Source organism: Dokdonia pacifica (assembly GCF_900188275.1).
GTDB lineage: Bacteria > Bacteroidota > Bacteroidia > Flavobacteriales > Flavobacteriaceae > Dokdonia > Dokdonia pacifica.
In genome coordinates this window covers 100,455-123,160 of sequence record NZ_FZNY01000012.1, presented here as the reverse complement: position 1 = coordinate 123,160, position 22,706 = coordinate 100,455, and the positions used below count along the sequence as shown (strand labels likewise).

General features: G+C 35.3%; 23 protein-coding genes. 6 read left to right on the top strand and 17 right to left on the bottom strand.

The genetic code is table 11. The features are described from left to right. The first annotated feature begins 225 nt into the window (after positions 1-225). Complete coding sequence (locus CHB80_RS23435; protein ID WP_229746967.1) at positions 226-1,032, top strand: tyrosine-type recombinase/integrase; 807 nt, start codon at positions 226-228, stop codon at positions 1,030-1,032. 198 nt (positions 1,033-1,230) lie between these two features. On the opposite strand, the gene CHB80_RS23430 is transcribed toward CHB80_RS23435, so the two are convergent. The 7 genes from CHB80_RS23430 to CHB80_RS23400 all read right to left on the bottom strand — a co-directional run bounded on the left by CHB80_RS23430 (position 1,231) and on the right by CHB80_RS23400 (position 9,931). Next, entirely contained in the window at positions 1,231-3,045 is a 1,815-nt protein-coding gene (locus CHB80_RS23430; protein ID WP_089373959.1) for an acyl-CoA dehydrogenase family protein, read from the bottom strand. Between the two features lie 304 nt (positions 3,046-3,349). Next, positions 3,350-4,540, bottom strand: coding sequence for an acetyl-CoA C-acyltransferase (locus CHB80_RS23425; protein ID WP_089373958.1), 1,191 nt, complete (start codon positions 4,538-4,540; stop codon positions 3,350-3,352). Between the two features lie 59 nt (positions 4,541-4,599). Next, positions 4,600-4,956: a four helix bundle protein gene (locus CHB80_RS23420; RefSeq protein ID WP_089373957.1), complete on the bottom strand. Its 357-nt coding sequence runs from the start codon at positions 4,954-4,956 to the stop codon at positions 4,600-4,602. A gap of 314 nt (positions 4,957-5,270) precedes the next feature. Further along, positions 5,271-7,679, bottom strand: coding sequence for a 3-hydroxyacyl-CoA dehydrogenase/enoyl-CoA hydratase family protein (locus CHB80_RS23415; protein WP_089373956.1), 2,409 nt, complete (start codon positions 7,677-7,679; stop codon positions 5,271-5,273). Continuing rightward, the gene (locus tag CHB80_RS23410; RefSeq protein ID WP_089373955.1) at positions 7,679-8,134 is read right to left on the bottom strand and encodes a MarR family winged helix-turn-helix transcriptional regulator; all 456 of its coding nucleotides are present in this window, start codon (positions 8,132-8,134) and stop codon (positions 7,679-7,681) included. Before CHB80_RS23410 ends, CHB80_RS23415 begins: the two co-directional genes overlap by 1 nt. Before the next feature lie 724 nt (positions 8,135-8,858). After that, on the bottom strand, positions 8,859-9,038 hold the full coding sequence (locus tag CHB80_RS23405; RefSeq protein ID WP_089373954.1) for a hypothetical protein: 180 nt from the start codon (positions 9,036-9,038) through the stop codon (positions 8,859-8,861). A gap of 221 nt (positions 9,039-9,259) precedes the next feature. After that, the gene (locus CHB80_RS23400) at positions 9,260-9,931 is read right to left on the bottom strand and encodes a DNA alkylation repair protein (RefSeq protein ID WP_089373953.1); all 672 of its coding nucleotides are present in this window, start codon (positions 9,929-9,931) and stop codon (positions 9,260-9,262) included. Between the two features lie 120 nt (positions 9,932-10,051). On the opposite strand from CHB80_RS23400, the gene CHB80_RS23395 reads away from it, so the two are divergent. Both CHB80_RS23395 and CHB80_RS23390 read left to right on the top strand, forming a co-directional pair. Beyond that, the gene (locus CHB80_RS23395) at positions 10,052-11,041 is read left to right on the top strand and encodes a hypothetical protein (protein WP_089373952.1); all 990 of its coding nucleotides are present in this window, start codon (positions 10,052-10,054) and stop codon (positions 11,039-11,041) included. Between the two features lie 97 nt (positions 11,042-11,138). Then, on the top strand, positions 11,139-11,555 hold the full coding sequence (locus CHB80_RS23390; protein ID WP_089373951.1) for a hypothetical protein: 417 nt from the start codon (positions 11,139-11,141) through the stop codon (positions 11,553-11,555). A 2-nt stretch (positions 11,556-11,557) separates the two neighbouring features. On the opposite strand, the gene ggt is transcribed toward CHB80_RS23390, so the two are convergent. The 9 genes from ggt to CHB80_RS23355 form a co-directional block, all read right to left on the bottom strand. Continuing rightward, on the bottom strand, positions 11,558-13,264 hold the full coding sequence (ggt, locus tag CHB80_RS23385) for a gamma-glutamyltransferase (protein ID WP_089373950.1): 1,707 nt from the start codon (positions 13,262-13,264) through the stop codon (positions 11,558-11,560). Between the two features lie 168 nt (positions 13,265-13,432). Further along, positions 13,433-13,567, bottom strand: a complete 135-nt coding sequence (locus tag CHB80_RS25075; RefSeq protein ID WP_262486202.1) for a hypothetical protein — start codon at positions 13,565-13,567, stop codon at positions 13,433-13,435. 46 nt (positions 13,568-13,613) lie between these two features. Continuing rightward, a complete protein-coding gene (locus CHB80_RS25070; protein WP_262486201.1) occupies positions 13,614-13,745 on the bottom strand; it encodes a hypothetical protein in 132 nt (43 codons plus the stop codon). A 147-nt stretch (positions 13,746-13,892) separates the two neighbouring features. Continuing rightward, positions 13,893-14,732, bottom strand: a complete 840-nt coding sequence (locus CHB80_RS23380; RefSeq protein WP_089373949.1) for a hypothetical protein — start codon at positions 14,730-14,732, stop codon at positions 13,893-13,895. Between the two features lie 20 nt (positions 14,733-14,752). Then, positions 14,753-15,565: a hypothetical protein gene (locus CHB80_RS23375; RefSeq protein WP_089373948.1), complete on the bottom strand. Its 813-nt coding sequence runs from the start codon at positions 15,563-15,565 to the stop codon at positions 14,753-14,755. A gap of 62 nt (positions 15,566-15,627) precedes the next feature. Next, positions 15,628-16,470, bottom strand: coding sequence for a hypothetical protein (locus CHB80_RS23370; protein ID WP_143337237.1), 843 nt, complete (start codon positions 16,468-16,470; stop codon positions 15,628-15,630). A gap of 362 nt (positions 16,471-16,832) precedes the next feature. After that, the gene (locus CHB80_RS23365; RefSeq protein WP_089373946.1) at positions 16,833-17,345 is read right to left on the bottom strand and encodes an inclusion body family protein; all 513 of its coding nucleotides are present in this window, start codon (positions 17,343-17,345) and stop codon (positions 16,833-16,835) included. Between the two features lie 494 nt (positions 17,346-17,839). Then, complete coding sequence (locus CHB80_RS23360; protein WP_089373945.1) at positions 17,840-18,376, bottom strand: metal-dependent hydrolase; 537 nt, start codon at positions 18,374-18,376, stop codon at positions 17,840-17,842. Position 18,377: 1 nt separating this feature from the next. Further along, the gene (locus CHB80_RS23355) at positions 18,378-18,962 is read right to left on the bottom strand and encodes an acyl carrier protein phosphodiesterase (protein WP_089373944.1); all 585 of its coding nucleotides are present in this window, start codon (positions 18,960-18,962) and stop codon (positions 18,378-18,380) included. Between the two features lie 179 nt (positions 18,963-19,141). Here CHB80_RS23355 and glmM point away from each other — a divergent pair, with 179 nt between their 5' ends. Together glmM and CHB80_RS23345 are read left to right on the top strand one after the other, a co-directional pair. Continuing rightward, positions 19,142-20,530 carry a phosphoglucosamine mutase gene (gene glmM, locus CHB80_RS23350; RefSeq protein ID WP_089373943.1) on the top strand — a complete coding sequence of 463 codons (1,389 nt, stop codon included), beginning with the start codon at positions 19,142-19,144 and terminating at the stop codon, positions 20,528-20,530. Between the two features lie 146 nt (positions 20,531-20,676). Further along, complete coding sequence (locus tag CHB80_RS23345; protein ID WP_089373942.1) at positions 20,677-21,039, top strand: GldM family protein; 363 nt, start codon at positions 20,677-20,679, stop codon at positions 21,037-21,039. On the opposite strand, the gene CHB80_RS23340 is transcribed toward CHB80_RS23345, so the two are convergent. Further along, complete coding sequence (locus CHB80_RS23340) at positions 21,036-21,941, bottom strand: lysophospholipid acyltransferase family protein (RefSeq protein WP_089373941.1); 906 nt, start codon at positions 21,939-21,941, stop codon at positions 21,036-21,038. The two genes, CHB80_RS23345 and CHB80_RS23340, sit on opposite strands and share 4 nt — an antisense overlap. A 65-nt stretch (positions 21,942-22,006) precedes the next feature. On the opposite strand from CHB80_RS23340, the gene CHB80_RS23335 reads away from it, so the two are divergent. After that, positions 22,007-22,654 (top strand): rhomboid family intramembrane serine protease, encoded by a 648-nt coding sequence (locus tag CHB80_RS23335; RefSeq protein WP_089373940.1) that lies wholly within the window; start codon positions 22,007-22,009, stop codon positions 22,652-22,654. Positions 22,655-22,706: the final 52 nt, after the last annotated feature.

The window sequence follows — 22,706 nt, the reverse complement described above, 5'->3', positions numbered from 1 at the left end:
GAAGTTTCCGAAATTCAATTTTTGAGCAAATAAAATGTTGCTGAAAAACAAAATTAATATAATGACAATCTTTTTTTTCATATGTGTGGCAACGTTAGTATAAAGCTAATATACAATATTTTATATTTTAACCTGTTCGTTTAATGTGGTTATCAAAAGTTTTTATATATTGAATTTATAACTATAAAAAGGTGGGTTATCGAAAGGTTTAAAGGATATCAGCGATTGTTACTTATAAAGAGGTATTCAGAAAATACTGTAAATACCTATGTAAGTTTACTTCAGAATTTTCAAAAACATATAGGGTTTGAAAACACAGTCGAGTCTCTTTCTGATAGAGAAATTTATAATGAAATAGTAAAACTCATAGAAAAGACAGCATACTCTTATAGTTCTCAGAAGCAATTACTGAGCACTATCAAATTGTATTTATCAGAAATTCATAACCGTGATATCGATTTAAAACCGGTTTATCCAGTAAGGAAACCACAAAAACTACCCATCATATTGTCTACTTTAGAAGTGAAAAAAATACTTCTTGCAGTTACAAATATTAAACATAAGGCAATGCTTGCTACTGTGTATGCATTAGGTTTACGTAGTGGAGAACTTATTAATTTACGAATAAATGATATTCATAAAGATCAACAGCTTATACATATAAAAGCTTCTAAAGGAAATAAAGATAGAGTGCTACCATTGCCAGAAAAACTCAGAATAATATGGACATGCTATTATAAAAAGTATCAACCTAAAGAATTTCTTTTTGAGGGTCAAAAAGGTGGAAAATATACATCTACCAGTCTTTTACTAGTTTTTAAGAATACGTGTAAAAAAGCAAACATATCTAATGATCATACAATTCATAGCTTACGTCATGCCTATGCAACACATCTTTTTGATCGAGGCACAGATATTCGAATGATTCAAAAATTATTAGGTCACGATAACATAAAGACAACACTTATCTATACTCAGGTTTCAAAACGATCTATGCTAGATGTAAAAAGTCCTTTAGAAGATATTTTATAATTTTAATTTTTAAGGTTTTATACGCTTTCGCGAAAGCGAGCTTAAAAAGAATCACGACGCAAGGGAGTCAGGACCTAGGACATAAGACAAGTAAGACGTAGGAGGTATTTACAAGAAACTTCTACCAATAAAAAAAGCCACTTCATTACAAAGTGGCTTTTAACTATCTCATCGTTTGTTTAGAGATTAAGTTGGGTATTATCCATCAAAACGATACTGTCCGTTTTCTTCTAGATCGGCAGCAATTTGATTACGTAACGCAATCACATTTGGTTGGTTTTGATATTTGGTAAAACGCTTTAATCCCATTAACATCATACGTTGCTCATCCCCTTCGGCAAAAGAGACAATCGCTTCTTTGGCCTTGGTTTGGATGATATCTACGGCATTAAATAAATACAGTCGGGTCATCGCAATTTGCGTTGCTTGGCTTTCTTCTCCAAAACGCTTTGCATTTTTCTCTGTACGTAAGATGGCACTTTCTGCCATATAAATCTCAATTAAGATATCGGCTGCACTCATCAATAATTGTTGGTGCTCTTCCAGTTGTGGTCCGTATTTCTGTACGGCAGATCCAGACACCATTAAGAATACCTTTTTAAGCTTTGCTAATAAGGCTTTTTCTTCTGATAGTGTTTCTGAGTAATCTGGTGTTTCAAATGAAGGGATTCCTACCAATTCTTCTCCTACTGCGGTTGCAGGGCCTAAGAAGTCTACATGTCCTTTCATCGCTTTCTTCACGAGCATTCCTACAGAAAGCATACGGTTAATCTCATTGGTACCTTCATAAATACGAGCGATACGCGCATCACGCCAAGCTGACTCCATTGGGGTATCGGCAGAGAAGCCCATTCCTCCAAAAATCTGAATTCCTTCATCAGTCGTTTGCTGTACATCTTCAGAGACAGCTACTTTTAAGATCGAACACTCAATGGCATATTCCTCAACACCTTTTAATTCTGCTTCCTGATGACTATTTCCTGCAGCCTCACGCATAGCGATACGGTCTTCTATATTTTTGGCAGCACGATAGGATGCAGATTCATCTACATATACATTGGTTGCCATGAGCGCTAATTTTGCTTTAATCGCTCCAAAATCAATAATAGGCGTCTTAAATTGGATACGTTCTTTTGCATATTTGATAGACTCATCTATAATACGACGTTGTGCATCAAGACATGCTCCAGCTAATTTGATACGCCCTACGTTTAAGGCATTCATCGCAATTTTAAATCCGTTACCACGTGTAGAAAGCATATTTTCTACAGGTACCACGGTATCACTAAAGAATACCTGACGGGTAGAGGAGGAGTGAATTCCTAATTTCTTCTCTTCATCTCCCAGACTAATTCCGTTGCTAGGATCGTTTTCTACAATAAATCCTGTAATATTCTTATCATCTTCGATACGTGCAAATACGATAAATAGGTTACAGAATCCTGCATTTGAAATCCACATTTTCTGTCCAGAAATCTTATAGGTTTTTCCATCGTCAGACAGGACAGCTTTTGTTTTTCCAGAATTGGCATCAGATCCTGCACCTGGTTCTGTTAAACAGTAAGCTCCAAACCACTCACCAGTTGCCAATTTTGGCACATATTTTTTCTTTTGCTCTTCGTTACCATATAACGTAATTGGCATGGTACCAATTCCTGTATGCGCTCCAAAGGCAGTACTAAAAGACCCAGTTGCTCCAGAGATATAATCACATACTAGCATGGTAGAGACAAAGCCCATTCCAAGACCATCATAGGCCTCTGGCACAGCAACACCTAATAGTCCCAATTCACCTGCTTTACGCATACATGCTTCTGTAAAGGCATAATCTTTTTGCTCAAAACGTTCCCAATGTGCCCAGATCTCACGATCTACAAACTCTTTGGTACTATCACGCATCATTTTTTGCTCTTCACTGATATCTTCCAATGTAAATACATCTTCACACGCCGTTTCTTTTACTAGGAATTGTCCACCACGTAGGATTTCTTTTTCTGTTGCTTCTGTGCTCATCTTCTCTATTGACTTAGGACGTTAAGACTTAAGACGTAGGACATGTGTCACTAGCTTAGGTCTTTCGTCTGATTATTAATTTAGTATTACTTTATATGTTGTTCGCTTTCGCGAAAATTTACTTTGTTTATATAATAGAGTATTACTCTATTTGTGTTGCATATTAGAGTGTTACTCTAATTTTAGTGTGCGAATGCACTAGTATTTACACGTTAATTCAATTTCGCGAAAGCGAAAAATCCTATGTCTTACATCAAGAGTACGCCAGTACTCTTCGTCTTAGGTCAATTTCGCGAAAGCGAAATTATTTCAAGAACTCATAAATTCCAGCAGCTCCTTGTCCAGTTCCTACACACATGGTCACCATTCCGTACTTTCCAGTCATATCACGCTTACGCATCTCATCAAAGAGTTGTACAGATAGTTTTCCTCCTGTACATCCTAGTGGGTGTCCTAAGGCAATGGCTCCTCCATTTACATTTACGATATCTGGATTAAGATCTAACTCACGCATTACAGCTAGTGATTGTGAGGCAAAGGCTTCATTTAGCTCAATCAACTCAATATCTTTTTGTTGTAATCCTGCTTGCTTTAATGCTTTTGGAATGGCAGCTACGGGTCCGATTCCCATGATGCGTGGTGGTACCCCTGCCGCAGCATAATTTACCATACGTGCAATAGGTTCTAGATTGTGCTCTTTGACCATTTCTTCACTCATCACCAATACAAAAGCGGCACCATCACTCATTTGTGATGAATTTCCAGCGGTAACACTTCCGCCGGCAGCAAATACAGGACGTAGTTTGTTTAATACTGCTGTATTGGTTCCTGCACGAGGTCCTTCATCTTTGGTAACGGTATATTTTTTTGTGGCTTTCTTTCCGTTTTCATCTACATATACTTGCTCTACATCTATCGGTACGATTTGATCTTGAAAACGGTCTTCTGCTTGTGCTTTTAGGGCTTTCATATGTGAGTTATAGGCAAACTCATCTTGATCTTCACGAGATACATTAAACTCATTGGCTACGGCTTCTGCAGTATTACCCATGCCCCAATAGTAATCTTCATGTCCAGATTTTACGATATCGTAATTGAGTTCTGGTTTGAAGCCTGTCATGGGTACAGAACTCATAGACTCGGCACCACCAGCAATGATACAGTCTGCCATTCCTGCTTGGATTTTGGCTACTGCCATTCCGATAGTTTCAATTCCTGAAGAGCAAAAACGGTTTACAGTTACACCAGGTACATCAATAATGTCTAATCCCATTAATGAGATGAGACGTGCCATATTGAGTCCTTGTGAGCCTTCTGGCATAGCATTACCAACAATAACGTCATCAATGCGTTTTTTATCAAAGTTGGGGAGCTCATTCATCATATACTGAATGGTTTCTGCTGCCAACTCATCTGCTCGCTTAAAGCGAAATACTCCTTTTGGTGCTTTTCCTACGGCTGTACGGTAGGCTTTTACTATATATGCTGTTTTCATAAATCTTCGATTTAGACTTAAGACTTACTTCGCTACGCTTAGTGACGTAGGACGTAGGACTAAAGTGCTTCCATAAAACGGGTAATCATACCCTGAATAGATTGTATTTTCTTTTCTAATTTTTTAAATATATCTTCAGAAATGTATTCTATTTCAAAAGCTATAATCAATTGTGTTTCCCATTCAAATGCACTTCCTAAAGCTGTTTCTAAATAGTGCTTAAAATGCTTGTCGGTTCCTCTTGCAGTTCCTTCGGCAATATTTGAAGAAACAGAAATGGCACATCTTTGTAATTGACTTGATAAACCATATGTTTCTGACTTTGGAAATTTTTTAGTAAAACTATATGTATCCTTTGCGAGTTCGATGCCTTCACGCCAGATATTTAGTTTTCTAAAGTTATGCCTTGCAGCCATGTTCTGATTTTCTTAATAGACTTAAGACTAACTCGCTTTGCTCGTTGATTTAGGACGTAAGACGTATTTGTTTTAGTCTTATGTCTTATGTCAGATTGCGCAGCAATCAAATCTCACATCTTTTATATTATATTTCTTAATAGACTTACGACTAACTCGCTTTGCTCGTTGACTTAGGGCGTAAGATGTATTTGTTTTAGTCTTATGTCTTACGTCAGATTGCGCAGCAATCAAATCTTACGTCTTTTTCATTTATTTTAGTCTTGACTCTTGATTCTTGTTTCTTTTATACGCTTTCGCGAAAGCGAAAAAAATTAGTTTCTCAACGGTTTCCCTCTTTTTAACATATGCTCGATACGTTCTAGGGTTTTGCGTTCTGTTGTGAGTGATAAGAAAGCTTCACGTTCTAGATCCAATAAGTATTGTTCTGATACTTTGGTAGGTTCTGAAAGGTCTCCTCCAGCCATCACATAGGCTAGTTTGTTTGCTATTTTCTTATCGTGCTCTGAGATATAGTGACTTGCTTCCATACTGTCTGTTCCTACTAAGAACATTCCTAAGGCTTGCTTTCCTAATACTAGGACGTCATTACGTTTTACAGGTTGTGTGTATCCTGCATCTGCCATCAATTTTGCGTGGGCTTTTGCCGTGGCAATCTGACGATCTTTATTGACAACAACAATATCTTTTCCTTTTTGTAGGATACCAGTATCAAAGGCTTCATATGCCGATGTAGATACTTTGGCCATACCAATGGTCAAGAAGTTTTCTTGTAATACATTAAGCTCTACATCTCCTTTTTTGAAGGTGTCTGAGGCGCGTAATGCCATCTCTTTAGAACCTCCACCACCAGGAATCACACCCACACCAAACTCTACGAGTCCGATATAGGATTCGGCAGCAGCGACTACTTTATCTGCGTGAAGTGATAACTCACATCCTCCTCCTAAAGTCATACCGTGTGCGGCAGAAATGGTTGGGATGGCTGAGTAACGCATACGCATCATGGTATCTTGGAAATATTTGATCGCCATATTGAGCTCATCATATTCTTGCTCTACAGCCATCATAAAAATCATTCCAATATTGGCTCCAACAGAGAAATTGGCTCCTTGGTTTCCTACAACGAGTCCTGCAAAGTCTTTCTCAGCAATATCAATGGCTTTATTTAGTCCAGCTAATACATCACCTCCAATGGTATTCATCTTACTACGGAACTCAACATTTAAGATCCCATCTCCTAAATCTTGAACAGAAACACCAGAGTTTTTATAAACTTCGGTTTGTTTTCTGATGTTATCTAGAATAATAAAGGCATCTTGTCCTGGTACTTTGGTTTGCTTTTTAGATGGGATATCATAAAAATGAGTAGCTCCATTGTCTACAGTATAGAAAGATGTGCTTCCTGAAGCGATCATATCTGTTACCCAAGTGGCAACGTCAAGACCTTCTGCTTTCATGAGCTCGATTCCTTTTTCTACACCAATAGCATCCCAAATTTGGAAAGGTCCGTGTTCCCATCCAAAACCAGCTTTCATAGCATCATCGATCTTATAAAGCTCGTCAGTGATTTCTGGGATACGGTTTTGTACATAAGCGAATAGGTGTGCAAATGACTTGCGGTAAAATTCACCCGCTTTATCTTTTCCACCTGCTAATACTTTAAAACGATCGGCTACATTGTCGATGGTTTTTGTAAGTTCAAGTGTTGCAAATTTTGCACGTTTATTAGCGCGGTATTCTAGGGTATCTAAATCTAACGAAAGGATTTCTGTTTTCCCTTCGGCGTTTTTTGTCTTTTTATAAAACCCTTGTCCTGTTTTGGATCCTAACCATTTATTTTCCATCATGGTATTGATGAAATCTGGCAAATCAAAGAGTTCTTTGCGCTCATCGTCTTTACAGTTTTGAGCGATTCCGTTGGCTACGTGTACGAGTGTATCTAATCCTACAACATCTACAGTACGGAAGGTAGCCGACTTAGGACGTCCAATAACGGGTCCTGTTAATTTGTCTACTTCTTCTATGGTTAATCCCATTTCTTTTACAGTATGGAATAAACTCATGATAGAGAAGATACCGATACGGTTTCCAATAAAGGCAGGCGTGTCTTTTGCAACAACCGATGTTTTTCCTAAGTACTGCTCTCCGTAATTATTTAAGAAATCTAATACGCCTTGATCTGTCTTGGGACCTGGAATGATTTCAAATAACTTTAAGTAACGTGCTGGATTGAAGAAGTGTGTTCCGCAAAAATGCTTCTGGAAATCCTCACTACGTCCTTCATTCATAAACTGAATAGGAATCCCTGAAGTGTTTGACGTAATAAGTGTACCAGGAGTTCTGTGTTTTTCTAGGTTTTCAAAAACTTGTTGTTTGATATCTAGACGCTCTACAACTACCTCGATGATCCAATCTACATCTTTTACCTTTGCAATATCATCTTCTAGGTTTCCTGTAGTGATACGTTTTGCAAAAGCTTGGCTATAAATAGGAGAGGGCTTGCTTTTTAAAGCTGCTTTTAAGGAATCGTTTACCATGCGGTTACGAACCACTTTATCCTCTAATGTGAGTCCTTTTGCTTTTTCTTTGTCGTTTAATTCGCGTGGTACGATGTCTAGTAGCAGTACATCTACACCAATATTAGCAAAATGACAAGCGATACCGCTTCCCATAATACCACTACCAATTACAGCGACTTTTCTTATTATACGTTTTGCCATTATTTATGAATCGTTTCTTCTTGATTAAATATTTTCTTATTCTGTACTAAGTCGTTTATAGTTTCGATTACCTTATAAAAACCTAGGATTTCTTCTTCAGATACATTTTCTCGTATGGTATCGTTAAATTGAAGTACGTGGTCTTTTGCATATTGACGTTTGCGTTGTCCATCTTCTGTGAGGTATATTAAAACACTTCTCCCATCGGCTGGATTAGGTTTACGTACAATGAGATTCTTATCTTCCATGGTTTTAAGTGTACGGGATAGGGAAGTAGCTTCCATACCCATACGCGGACCTAACGCTGTAGAAGGAGTTCCTTCTTCAGGGTCTATACTTAATAAAGCAAAAGCGTGTGCCATGGTAGCATCATACTTTGATGCTTGTTCGTTATACATTTTAATAACAGCTTGCCAAGTATATCGCAAACAAAAATCTATGGTTTTATCTCTCATTAGGGATGATTAGGTTCGAAATCGTTGTAAATATACATAAAAATACTATGCATGCATAATAAAAATACTATAATTTTTATAAAATACTCACTTTAAGCGAAATGTAAAGTTGCAGTTTTGAAGATGTATACTTACACTTTACGAATGATGTAGTTATGGTTCTTAAATATAAGGAAGTTAAGAATGTGATGCAAGATGTATATGTTTTGTACTTCAGCCACGCTCAGTATAGATTCTATAATAATTAACCTTTTGCGCATTTTGAGTAATTTCATCGATTTTTCCCTAACCCTAAAGGGAATATCGACGAAATTTTTAGTTCTTCCTTTAGGATTGAGGTAAAACTAAAAATTTCACTAGAAAATTAGCGTATTGAATATCTAAATGCACAACGGGTTATAATTTGGACTTTAGTAATTAAACTGTACTCAGTATAAATTCTATATAATTATGCTTTAACACTTTGCTCTCCCTCTGGTCGTGAATCTCGCAGGCTCGATTTAGCGCTTTGCTCTCCCTCTGGTCGTGAATCTCGCAAGCTCGATTTAACGTTTCACTCTCCCTTTGGTCGTGAATCTCGCAGGCTCGATTTTGTACTTCGACTATGCTCAGTATAAACTTCTACGTCGCCATACTCTTTGAAAACGTATATCTGAGTCCTATTAAATAAAAAGAGGCTACCTTATATAGAATAGCCTCTTTTTGTTATGAGTTTGTGTATCTATTAGTAGGCACAGCAAACACAATGTCCATATATTGGATGTGGGTAATATCCTTGGTCACAAGGTCCGCCTTCATTGATGTACGGATTATTACAAGTATCTTCTCTTAACATTCCTCCGTTTACTTCTCTTTGTGCATCTTTAGATAATGATTCTCCGAGGTTTCCAATTTTCTTTAACATAGTATAAAATTTAATGATTAATAATTAATTTTAAATATTTGATATGTAGTTAATTACCTCATTAAGATAGTAAGATTGAACTATAATTAAAATGATTTGATGTTAATATAAAGTATTGATTGTTAATTGCTTATGATTTGTCGGTAAAAATATAAGAAAGGCTTATATCTCGTAAGATAAATAGTGTAATAATCTGAATTTTAAAAGGTTATGTTGGGTGCTTATTGTAGTTTTCTAATTGCTTCCCGCTCACTTAAAGGGGCTAGACAATTGGCAGAGACAAATGCAATCACTGCTTGCGGGTTTGTTTTTCCATATTCTCGTAATGCCCAACCAATGGCTTTATTGATAAAGAACTCGCCAGTGTCTTTGTGTTTTAAACATAACTGAAATAGGAGTTCTTTATTCGTTTGTTCTTTATAGTCTAATTGAAAGAGAATAGCACTTCTATTGAGCCACATATGATCTGTGTTGCTATAGTTTTGAATCACTTTAGAGGTTTCTTCTGGGAATAATTTTAAATAATCTCCTAGGTGATGTTTGGCAATCATGTCTACCGTATCCCACCACGAATGTGTAGTGATAAGATGTTCGATAAAAGAAATATCTTCTTTATGGAATTTCTTTTTGAGAAATCGAGTTGTAAGTTCGACAGCGCAGTAGTGGAGTTCGCGTTCTGGGTATTTGTAAAGTTCTTTTACAATTTGAATGACTGTTGGTCTGTCTAATTGTGGTTTGTATGTGTTTACGATTTCTTTTAAAATGGCTTTTCGTTCGGGGGCTTTGACACCAAAAAATGCATACCGATTTCTCATATAAATTTTCATCTCTATAGCAAGTGTTGAGTTTGCTATTACTTTGAGTTGTGAGATGAGATCTGGAACGAAGTTCATTTTATTTTAAATTGAGTGATTTTGGTACAATTTGTTTTCAATACATTACTCAATCACTTATTAATTTGTTTTTAGTAATGTATATTTATCTTATAATTAGTAATTTAAATCATTTGGGATATGCGTTTTTTTAAAAATACTAAAAAAAGAATCATTGTCATAGGTTTGATTGTATGTACGTATAGTCTATCCTTTCAAAATCTTGCAGCTCAAAATAATGAACTCAATACACAAGGACTCTATTATGCTGAGTTTTATGATTATATCTACAGGGGGCATTTTGAACACATAAAGATTACTAGAAATAGTGCTGATTTCGTAAATATTTTTGATAGTTATTTAAAGGCGTATGGTGGACAGTGTGCATCTTACTTACCTGAAAATAAAGTGCCAATTATGGTAGATAGATGTAATGAGTGGATGGTTGAGAAAGATTTTTATGGTAATGAAGTGAGCAGAACTTGTGTTGGTTGGACGGAAGTAGAAAGCGGTTTGTTTGCTAAACCTGGTTTGTACAATGCGAAAGAAAAATTTGTAAGTCAAGTTGCCCTTGATGTTGCTGGAGCAGAATTTGGGATATTATTTGATGAAAATGCTATTGGGAATTCGGTAGATAAAATTCATAAAATAAAAGGTTTAAAAGCAGATATGCAGCAGTTCTTTCGTTTGAATGGATGTAAGGGAGCGGTTCTTGAATTATTTGAAAAGAATTTAAAAGCGTTTGCATTACAAACCAAACCCACACGACTTACGAGTCAAAGTATGTATCAAAAAGTGAAGAATTCTGGAGGTCCAACAGGAAATCAAAACTATACGAAGTTACTTAATGATCTTGTTGCTAATCAAAGTAAAACTTGGGCGATGAATAAATATGTTACTAATAGTGTAAATGGTGTAAGAGTGACCGCAAGAGATGGTCAGTCTAGACCTCGAGAAATGACTGCAAATTATTCCTATAGTAGTATGTTTGGAAGTAGTAAGGGGAGTGTACGCGTTACTTTTGAAAATGGTCTTCCTGCGTGTATGTACTTTTTTGATTTCCCTAGAAATTGTAAGACACCCAATAGTAGTATTGTAGCATCATATGCTACTGGGAATTATAAGATGTAGTGAAGGTATATTTTATAGGTTTGATATGTGGTCAATAACGAAGTTCATATTGTATTTAATTAAGATGTATATTTATTAAAATATATAAAAGAAAATAATGTTTGTAAAAATTAAAGTAATAATACCCATTTTAGCAATTATGCTTGCATCATTTACCTCACCTTATAAGGATACAACTAAGAGTGTAAAGATTACTAAAAGTTCTGTGCCAATAGAAGCCTCAGAATTTTTATTGAGAGAAGGTATTACAATGCTTGCATCTACTGATGACTATTTATTTTATGTAACTGTAAAGTCAAAAAACGTAAAAGGAAAAAAAGAGCTTTCTAATCACAGAAAAATAAAACGTAAAGGACAACAATATAATGTTACTTATACTTATGAGTATCGCTCTTCTAAACTAAAAAAAACATATGATCTTTATTATATCGTATGGGAAGACGGAGAAGTTTTTGAAGTAAAACCTACCATTGATATATATGTAGAAAATATACGTTTATTAACCGAGGTATAAAGTTAAAACCCAACCGCAGTATCATCACCACGACGATCGGCGCCTCCTTCTAAGGTACCATCAGGTAGGACGAGAATACCATCTACTTTTCCAATCACAGGTGATACATCTTCATTAGGATTGTATCCTTTGTTTTTTAAGTTTTCGAGTAATGTAGCATCAAAGCTATTTGGTTCAAACATTACGATATCTGGTAACCACTGGTGATGGAAGCGAGGGGCATTTACCGCTTCTTGCATTCCCATATCAAATTCGTGTACGTTCAAAATGGTTTGTAAAACCGATGTAATAATTGTAGAACCTCCAGGTGTTCCTACCGTCATCCAAAATTCTCCATCTTTTTCTACTAATGTAGGCGTCATACTAGATAGCATACGTTTTCCGGGAGCAATCTCATTGGCTTTGGCACCTAATAATCCAAACATATTAGGAACACCGGGTTTTGAAGAGAAATCATCCATTTCATTATTTAAAAAGAAACCAAGTTCATCTACATATAATTTAGAACCAAAAGCACCATTGAGTGTTGTTGTTACGGCAATAGCATTTCCAAATTGATCTACAATAGAGTAGTGGGTGGTTTCCATACTTTCGTAACCCGGTAAGTCACTGTGATTAATTTCACTGGAAGGGGTTGCTTTGTCCCAAGAGAAGGTATCCATTCGGTTTTTACTATAATCGTCAGAGATTAAAGTTTCAATAGGAATATCTACAAAGTCAGGATCTCCTAAATAAAAACTACGATCTGCATATGCACGGCGTTCTGCTTCGGTGATCACTTGAATGGCTTTTTCTGAATTGTGTCCATATTGTGAGACATCATAGGGCTCTATCATTTCCATAATTTGTGCTAGACAAACCCCTCCACTAGACGGCGGACTCATAGAAACAATTTTTAGGTTGTCATATTCAAAGGTGACAGGTGTACGCCATTGTGCTTCATAGGCTTTTAGGTCGTCTACGGTCATAATTCCTCCTTTGTCTTGGAGGTATTGTACCATTTTCTGTCCAGTTTCTCCCCCATAAAATTCGGCTTTACCGTTTGCGATGATACGTTCTAAAGTTGCAGCAAGTGCAGGGTTTTTTACGGTTTCCGCTTTCGCGAAAGCGGTGCTATATAGCATTGTACTATCACCATTTACACGGTTAAAGACTTCACTATATTTTTCAAAACGTCCTGCTTGTTTTTCTGTAACGATATATCCGTTTCTTGCCAAGTCTACTACAGGCTGTAATAATTTATCTATAGGCATGGTACCAAATTTTTCATGGGCAGCAAAGATGCCAGAAATAGTTCCAGGTACACCCACTGCCATGGCACCTTCTGTGCTAAGGTTTGGAATGACATTGCCTTCTTCATCTAAGTACATATCTTTATCTGCTGCACCCGGCGCTTTCTCACGATAATCTAATGCACCTATGGCTCCATCATTGGTTCTGTATACCATAAAACCTCCACCGCCTAAGTTGCCTGCATAGGGATAAGTAACGGCAAGTGCCATTTCGGTAGCTACCATAGCATCAAAAGCATTACCACCTTGTTCCATTATCATAGATCCAATTTTTGAAGCCTCTTCACGGGCAGAAACGACCATGGCTTTTTGGGTAATGAGTCCGCGTTTAATTTCTCTTTTTTCTTGAGGAGCTTCTGTTTTACAGCTTGTAATAAGGAATAGAAGGGTGCAAAGGGATGCGATGGTGTATTTCATAATTATAGTGAAGGGTTTAGTTTCTTCACTTTTTAAAAATAGGGATTCTTAAGAAGATAGAAAAGAGGATTAAAAAAGAACCCTCTAAAATTAAATTTTTTAGAGGGCTTGAAATACAACAGAGATAAAATATAATTACATTCTATTCTTGTACATATTTTTAAATACTTACGCACCATCAATGATATCATCTACAACAATGTCTGCTTTTAATAATATAACATCATCTTCAATGACAATATCTTTTCCACCGTAAATAGCTTGTGGTTTTTGGACTTCTTGATTTCTAAATTTTTCTAACATAACTTTAATTTTATGATTAATGAATGAATGATAGATACATATAAGATTAGACACCATCAATGAGATCATCTACTACAATGTCTGCTTTTAATATAACATCATCTTCAATGACAATGTCTTTCCCTCCATAAATAGCTTGTGGCTTTTGGATTTCTTGATTTCTGAATTTTTCTAACATAACTTATTATTTTTAAGGTTTATATATAGAAGAGCTTTTTTCTAGATTTTGTTACCCATGATGGATCAATAGGTTATAAAATCATAAAAAAAGCAGCTATCATAATTGATAACTGCTTTGTTATTTAAAGGCCTGTATAATAAGATGTCAATATTGTCTTACTAGATTAATTGTTAATTCTGTTCTTGAAGCATCATCTGTGAGATTTGGATTCCTTGAATATAATGTTGTATTTAAGCCAAAGTATCCAAATGCACCAATAGCGGGTGCTACATTAGTCCAATCCCATAAACGTCCAATTACATTAAAATTATAAGTTTGACCAGCAATTAATTCGATATCTTTTGTAATGACTACTTGGCGTGATAAAGCAAAAAAGTTGATAGATCCTGCGCCACCTGTTGCGGTATCATCTACAAATTTTGAATAGGTGGTAATTAGTTTTTCTCCAATAACTTCATCGTCTACCTCTATACGCATAGATGCTATAGCGACATTATCATCTGCAACATTTGGATTTGATACGGTGGCTACTCCAAAGTGTGATGTTACGATGATTCTATAAATTCCTGAAAAAGGCACTTCTATATTTTGATTTAATCCATTAATAGGAATATCTGCTAGGGTATTTACAAAGTTTTGATTTGTTTGAAGAAACTGCCTACTAAATCCTCTAGACAATACACGACTCCATTGGATTCCATTCCAGTAATATAATCCTGGAGTAACCGAATTTGATTGGCTATTTACAGTAGAAGTATTATAAACAGTGAGCCCTTCGGCTGGGTTTTGAATGGTAGTTGTATCTGTATTTGATGTTAGGGCTATTCTAGGGATAAGCACTCCTTTGTCATCACTCTCTACTTGAAAAATGGCACCTGCATTTAATTGTGTAGTTCCTATAGCTACTTGTGATCTTATACATTGACTTTGTGTTAGAAGAATAATAAGGATGATAAAAAAAGGATATTGTTGTATTTTTTTCATGCTGTAATTTTTTGGGCTATTTACTTTTGCTCTACAAGTGTAATGGTCATTTCTCCATATTGACCATCATCAATTCCATTAGATCCATTAAAACTAGAAGTCTCTTTTCCAAAGTAACTGATATTGGTATTATGGCATATCCATTGACTTCCAGCTATTAAGAAACGATAGTCTGTATTTGCTTCTAAGTCGATGTTATGTAAGAAAGTATATTGATTTCCTAGGTTGTTAAATTCTCCAACGGCCGTATCTATATATTTAGATTCGGAGGTTACGTAGGTCATTTCTAAAAAATTTCTGGAGTTATCACTGTCTACTTGATAGAGTCTAAAATCTCCTTGACAAGCAGCATCTGTATTATTTATAGGATCTCCAGCAGTATAATAAGCGGTGACTTTTATTTGATAAGTACCCTTAAACGGAACGGTAAAATCACCTGTATCTAGACCGGGAATTGGTAATGCTTCAGAAGTAACGATTCCCATGAGTTCTGCCGTTTGTTTAAACTCCAAAGCAAAACCATTATTAAAAATACGTTGCCACCTGCTACCATCAAAATAATAAAAACCAGGAGAAATCGCTGTAGCAACATTGGTTCCTGATGGTGATGTTGCGGTATTAAATACAAACAACCCAGCTGCTGGATTTTGAATGGGAGTCTCCGTATTATCTGTAGATAGTAATGCGACTCTAGGAGTCAAAATACCTTTATCTGTTGCTTTTACTTCTAATACGGCACTAGGGTCTATTTGATCTGTATTAATACCAACTTGACCATATGTTATATTAGAAATGGAGTATATGCATACTATAAAGAGTAACAATTTATTCATGATTTGGGGCTTTTGTATGTTTTGTATATGAAAACAGGATCCCTTATAGGGATTTAGATGTTTTAAAATTGTCTAGTTAATGTAATAATAAGCGCACCTCTATAGGCGTCATTTTGACCATTAGAGCGTGTAAATCCATTGGTGTCTTTTCCGAAAATGCCTTCTTCAGTAGTGTTTACAGCATTCCATTCGCGTCCTTTTACAATAAATCGATATTCCTCTGCTGGGTTTCCTTCAAAAGAAAAAGAGTACGATATCTCTTGTCCTATACTATCAAACCTTCTGTTATTTCCTAAATCTGTAGAAACACCATTTACAAATCGCTCTTTAACAATGGATGCTGTTCCATTTACTTCCATCTCAAGCGCTATAGAAGCAATGCCTACACCATCTCCATTGCTGTTTCCATTTCCATTACCACCTGATCGTGGTCCCGCAGAATAAAATCCATTTCCAGATACTTTATAAACCCCTGCATAGGGAAGTTTTATCACTCCTGTGTCTAATCCTGGTATGGCTATGTATGTGTTTGGATCACTAGATGCTTGTATTTCTTCGGTCTGATTAAACGCTAGACTAAACCCTTCATCGTGAAGTCGCACCCAAGAATCAGTATCATAATAATAAAACCCAGGGGCAATTGTGTTTTCACCCGAGCCAGCATCGGCAAGGTTATATACCAAAAGTCCAGTGGTGGGTTTTGTTTCACTTGAATTTAGCGTGATTGTAGTGATATCATCTTTACCATTAAGAGATACTCTGGGAATTAAAATCCCTTTATTATCAGAAACAATATCTAATAGAGCACTAGGATCTGGTGTAATTGTATTTATGCCTACTTGAGCTTGTATTGTATATGCCAACAGCATACATAATACAACTACTAGTGTGTTTATTTTTATCATGACTTGGGGTTTTGTCGTTCCATTTAAAATGAGATACTAACTGTATGTATTCTCTATTTCAAACCGATAAATAATCAATAGTAATTTTAATTGTAAAAATGGTCGACGCTAAAAAGCGTTACTTACAATTTTTTTAAATGCGGAAGTAAGTGTCTGTTAATGTGTGTTTTGTAATTATTTTATTTTCAATAGCATTTACTAAAAAATGTAATGTATCTAACACATTTTAAATTTTAAGAATGGAATCTGGAATACTTTTTTATAGAAAACGGTTTATTGTCATTTTACTTTTAGACAAAAAATAGCCTTTTAAGTACAACTGTACTTAAAAGGCTATTTAAGATAAGAATCTTAGTAATTATTTATCCAGCAACTTGAATTGTTGGATCCCATTGGAAGTATCCAAATAATACAGGTTGTCCAGAATCGTCTCTAGAATATAAAGAAAAAACAACTCTATATCCTTCGGTACCTTTGTTGATTACATCGGCTTCAAAAAACCAAAACTTTTGATCACTTATATCTGCGGGCAGTACATCTCTTCCAGAAGGAGAAACGCCAGATTTTGTAAATGTTTTGCTTTCAAATTCTGAAAAAACTTGTGTTCCACTAAATTTATTAATTCCATAAATAAGTGCTGAATTTTCAAAATTGTTAGAAGCCGTTACTCCAAAGAAACGTACGACGTCTCCTACATTGGCAGAAAATGTAAGATCACCTGTACCACTACCAGATATCGTATTTGAAGTGGCTACCATATACCCAAAGCTGTGGGCAATTCCTGTAGGATTATTTTGATCTTTACTTGGACTAGGGTATTGTCTCATAATTCCTTGCGCGTCCAAGGTTACTTGAATATTTATTGTCTTACTCATAATGTTTGTAATTTAAATTTTGTACTTACTCTATTAAAGCTTTTCAGTATACGCTTATATTATATTGAAGATATCATTGATCAATTTGCGCGCTATATCTTCTACGTAACGAGTACTAAATTACAGGAGTATTATGATATTTAAATAAGTATAAACACCTGATTATCAATACAAAGTGTTTTACTTGCGTATTTATAAGTGAATTGAGAAACGAGTATTTTATTACTTGATTGTTATGATTAGAGTAACATAAAATAGCAGTATTTTACTTAAGATTAGACATAAAAAAACAGTCTCAATAAGCACCACACTATTCAGACTGTTTTTCAAGGTATTAGTAGCTATTATTTATAAGACGTAAAATTATGAAAAAGGTTGTGTATAGTTATGTTAAGTTATTGTTATAAATACTATGTATGTGGTATACGCTTTATCGTTTCCCTCTCCCTTTGGTCGTGAATCTCATAAGTTTGCTTTCGCGAAAGCGTATACATCTACTTTTTTAGTTTGCGAATTATATATAGTGTAATGATGTATATCGTACCAGGAATGAAGATATAGATGAGTTCGCTCATGATGACTCGTAATCCCCATTTGCTAAAGAAATTTTCGATGCCAATAGGAGAAACTTGAATGGGCCTCCAGTCGAAGAAATGACGAGTATCATCCCATGGAGAGAAGAAAGCGATGCCTAAACCGCCTGTAGTCATAGCATCTAAAACCGCATGAGAAGCAGTAGCTAGTGTGAAAAATAGGATAAGTAATATTCCTTTTTTTGATAGTATAATAGTACTGTAAAAGATAATGGTGATGATCATCCCAATAAGTAGCGCTGCGAGTAATGAATGACTAAAACCTCGATGTCCCCAAAAAGATTCGTACGGAATTCCAAATGAAAACCCAATAACGTCTGCATCAGGAAGTATGGAACATATAGCAGCTAGTATCCAGAATTTTGTACTTCTGTACGTTTTAGGTACGCTTGTTCCTAGTGCTATTGCAGCAAATGCGTGACCAAATGCTGAAGCCATACTATACTTCCTTTATTTTAACAGCCACAAAGGCCTGTAATTCTTCAAAAAAAGAAGTAAACTCTTTCTCAAAAGCGTCATAGTGCTCTTTTAAATCTTGAATAGCTTCATCCATTGGTACTCTATTTTTAATACGAATATTCATATTGTAAAGTACCGTCTCAATCCCTTCTAATGTGGCATAGCTAAGTAACCAGTTTTGCTTCATCATCGGAATCATCATTTTTTGGATTCGAGAAGTAAGTAAATGATGGTTGGTTTTGAGAAGTTCATAAAAGTCATCTACGTATGTTTCTAGAGGTTGCTCATGATACTGATGCCAGTTTTTTGCTAAAAAATGATCATATAATATATCTACAATAACACCGCTATAATGCCCATATTTTGCGTGTAATCTCTTGGTGCTTTGTTTGGTGATAACATGACTATCTGTATAACTATCTATCCATCTATGAATAAGAATTCCTTTTTGAATTCCTTCTGGATATTTTAGGTATTTTTTTCCCTTAATACCATCGGCTATAAAGTTACCAATGGTAATCATATCATCATCACCAGAAAGGTATATATGTGCTAGAAAATTCATTTCTGTGAAGATACCTTTTATAAATGATCTCTAAAAACTATTGTCATATTTCCTAAGCTGATTGCTTTGTTTTTTAAGAAATGATAACATCATAGGCGAGAGGTTAAAAGTTGTTTGTCTTTTCTTACTTTTGCAATCCCCTATCATAAGAATATACAACGTAACAAATAACTTAATCTATGACATTAATAAAATCCATTTCTGGTATACGAGGAACCATAGGCGGTACTACGGGTGATAACTTGACACCTATAGATGCTGTGAAATTTGCAGCTGCTTATGGCGCATGGCTTAAAAATGATCGTACTAAAGAAACCTACCGTGTAGTAGTGGGTCGCGATGCTCGTATTTCTGGATCTATGATTCAAGAATTGGTAATGAATACATTAGTAGGGATGGGAATCCATGTGATTGATCTGGGACTTTCTACAACGCCTACTGTAGAGGTGGCAGTCCCTATGGAACATGCAGATGGTGGAATCATTCTAACGGCTTCTCATAACCCGAAACAATGGAATGCTCTTAAATTACTTAATAGTAAGGGTGAGTTTTTAAATGGAGTAGAAGGTGAGAAAATTTTAAGGTATGCCGAAAATGAAGACTTTACATTTGCAGAAGTAGATGATCTTGGAAAAATTACTGTAAATGATGCCTATATAGATTTACATATAGATGAGGTACTTGATCTAGAATTGGTTGATGTAGATGCTATTAAAGCGGCTAAATTTAAAGTAGTCGTAGATGGTGTAAACTCGACGGGAGGAATTGCGATTCCGAGATTATTAGACAGATTAGGTGTGATTCCAGTAGAACTATATTGCGAGCCTAACGGTCATTTTCCTCATAATCCAGAACCGCTTAAAGAACATTTAGGTGATATTTGCGCTTTAGTCGTAAAAGAAAAGGCTGATTTCGGAATTGTTGTCGATCCAGATGTAGATCGTCTTGCTTTTATAGATGAGACAGGAGAAATGTTTGGAGAGGAGTATACATTAGTAGCTTGTGCAGATTATGTGTTGAGCGAAACAAAAGGGAATACGGTATCAAATTTATCTTCTTCTCGCGCGCTTAGAGACATTACACGTAAGCACGGTGGTACGTATCACGCAAGTGCTGTAGGAGAAGTAAATGTAGTGCAATTAATGAAAGACACGAATGCCGTGATCGGAGGAGAAGGAAACGGAGGAATTATTTATCCTGCATCTCATTATGGACGTGATAGTCTCGTTGGAACTGCCTTGTTCTTAACGCATCTTGCTAAAGGAAATAAAACAGTAAGCGAACTTAAAGCGAGTTATCCTCCTTATTTTATGAGTAAGCAAAAAATCCAGTTGACTCCAGAATTAGATGTAGATGGGCTATTAGAGACGATGGCTACTACCTATGCTCATGAAGATATTAGTACAATAGATGGTGTGAAAATAGATTTTGAACATCATTGGGTACACCTTCGTAAATCTAATACAGAACCTATTATTCGTATCTATACGGAAGCTGGTACTCAAGAAGAAGCAACTCGTGTTGCAGATGCTATGATTCAAGAGATTAAAAAAGTTGCTGGTTTGTAAACTAGCAGTATTTATTTATAAGAAACCCTTCTTCATTTTTAAGAAGGGTTTTTCTTTTATATAAAGTTGATGAATAAACAATATTTTATTGATTTATAGGTTTTTACTACAGAAATCAATCTGATTTTACTAAAAACCATCTCATTATGAATGCTAAAAAAATAGTATTAGTTCTTTTAGTTGCATGTTTTACAATTGCTAGCTCATATGCTCAATCACCTAAAAAGAAACCTGTTGATAGTCGTTTAGAAGTTTCTAAAGAAGCGCTAGCAAATTTGGTTATTAATGAAGATGGAGATGCAGCAACGACCAGTTTTAAAATAAAATTCCCAGGATATCCTACCGTTTCTGTACAAGGTAATACCCTTAATGAAGAGGCGCTAGAGCATTTAAAATCTTCAAAAAAAGGAACACAGATTCAAGTTTTTGATATTAAAGATGCTACTTCTGAGGAGAAAGGTGCAAAAAGAAATCCACCTCTTATTTTTAAATTGACTACAAATCCCTAAGTAGTTTTGTCTTTTCCTGCTGACTCTTGTTTTTTTCCGAGAAGTTTAAAACGTTTATGCGTCCATAAATAATACTGTGGCGCCTCTCGTATTTGGTCTTCTAATGTTTTTGCAAAAGCATCCGTAATTTTATAATCTGGAAATTCTTTGGGATTTTTTGCTAGTTCAATAAAAGTACCTTCGTAATGTCCTCGTTTTGTCTTCTTCACTTTGAGGAAGACAATAGGAAGATCAAGTTCTTTTGAAATGCGTTCAACACCTGTAAAAAAAGGCAACTCATGACCTAAAAAGCTTGTCCAGTAATGAGATTTTCCTAATCTTGGAGATTGATCTGCTACAAAACCATACATGCTAGTCATGCCTAGCTCTTGATTTTTTTTCATTCGTTTTGCGGCAAATTTATTGGCAATGAGTTCTGTATTCCACCGTCCTCGGATGCGACGTACTAAACCATCAAAATGTGCGTTTTTAATTTTCTTGTAAATGCCATGCCCAGTATTTTTCATATACAATTGTATAGCAAATGACCATTCATAACTGGCATAATGCCCTAGTATTACAATACCGCTCTTACCTTGAGCTTCATAGCCTTGAACAACTTCAATATTGGTATATGTCATTCTAGCGGTAAGTTGCTCTTTTTTGATACTGAGTGTTTTAATCATCTCTATAAATAAATCGCATAGATGATGATAGAATTTTTTTTCTATTTGCTTTAATTCTTGAGATGATTTTTCTGGAAATGCCGTTATAAGATTGTAACGAACCGTTTTTTTTCGATATCCTATAATATGGTATATTAGAATATATACCATATCAGAAATAAAGTATAATACTTTGAATGGTAATTTTGATAACCCCCAAAGTAATGGGTATATTAACCAAAAAGCGATCGCTTGCATTTAGAAAAATAGTTATATAAGATAGCGCAAATATAGGTATCTTTACTACGTAATAAGAATAAATTATGGCGGATTTACATCCTGTAACAATAGCTATTATTGCTATTAATGTACTCTTCTCTATGAAGGGTTTTAATGATTATAGTTTTAAAAGTAAGTACTTATTCCAAATAGGAGCTATACGAAGAGGAGAACAAGTACGTATGATTAGTTCAGCTTTTCTACATGCAAATCCTCAACACCTTTTTGTAAATATGCTTACACTATATTTCTTTGCAAATACAGTAATAGGTAAGCTGGGAGTTTTTCAATTTGTTGTTGTTTATGTAGGAAGTTTAATCATAGGTAACTTACTGTCTTATTACTTTCATAAAGATGAATATCATTATTCGGCATTGGGAGCGAGTGGTGCTGTTTCAGGTATATTATATGCGGCTATTTTGTTAAAGCCTGATATGATGTTGGGACTCTTTTTTGTGATTCCTATGCCAGCATATGTTTTTGGTATAGGATATCTTTTATATTCTATTTATGGGATGAGAGCTCAAAATGATAATATTGGTCATGACGCCCATTTTGGAGGCGCTGTTGGAGGTTATCTGATCACTTTATTTATGGTACCTACTTTATTACAAACCAGTACACTTATGGTTGTTTTACTAGCCATTCCTATTGTTATCTTATTTGTAATGATTAAATTAGGTAAAATTTAACTACACTTATTTAGTTATGAATTTATTACGTCTTTTTATACTATTATGTACT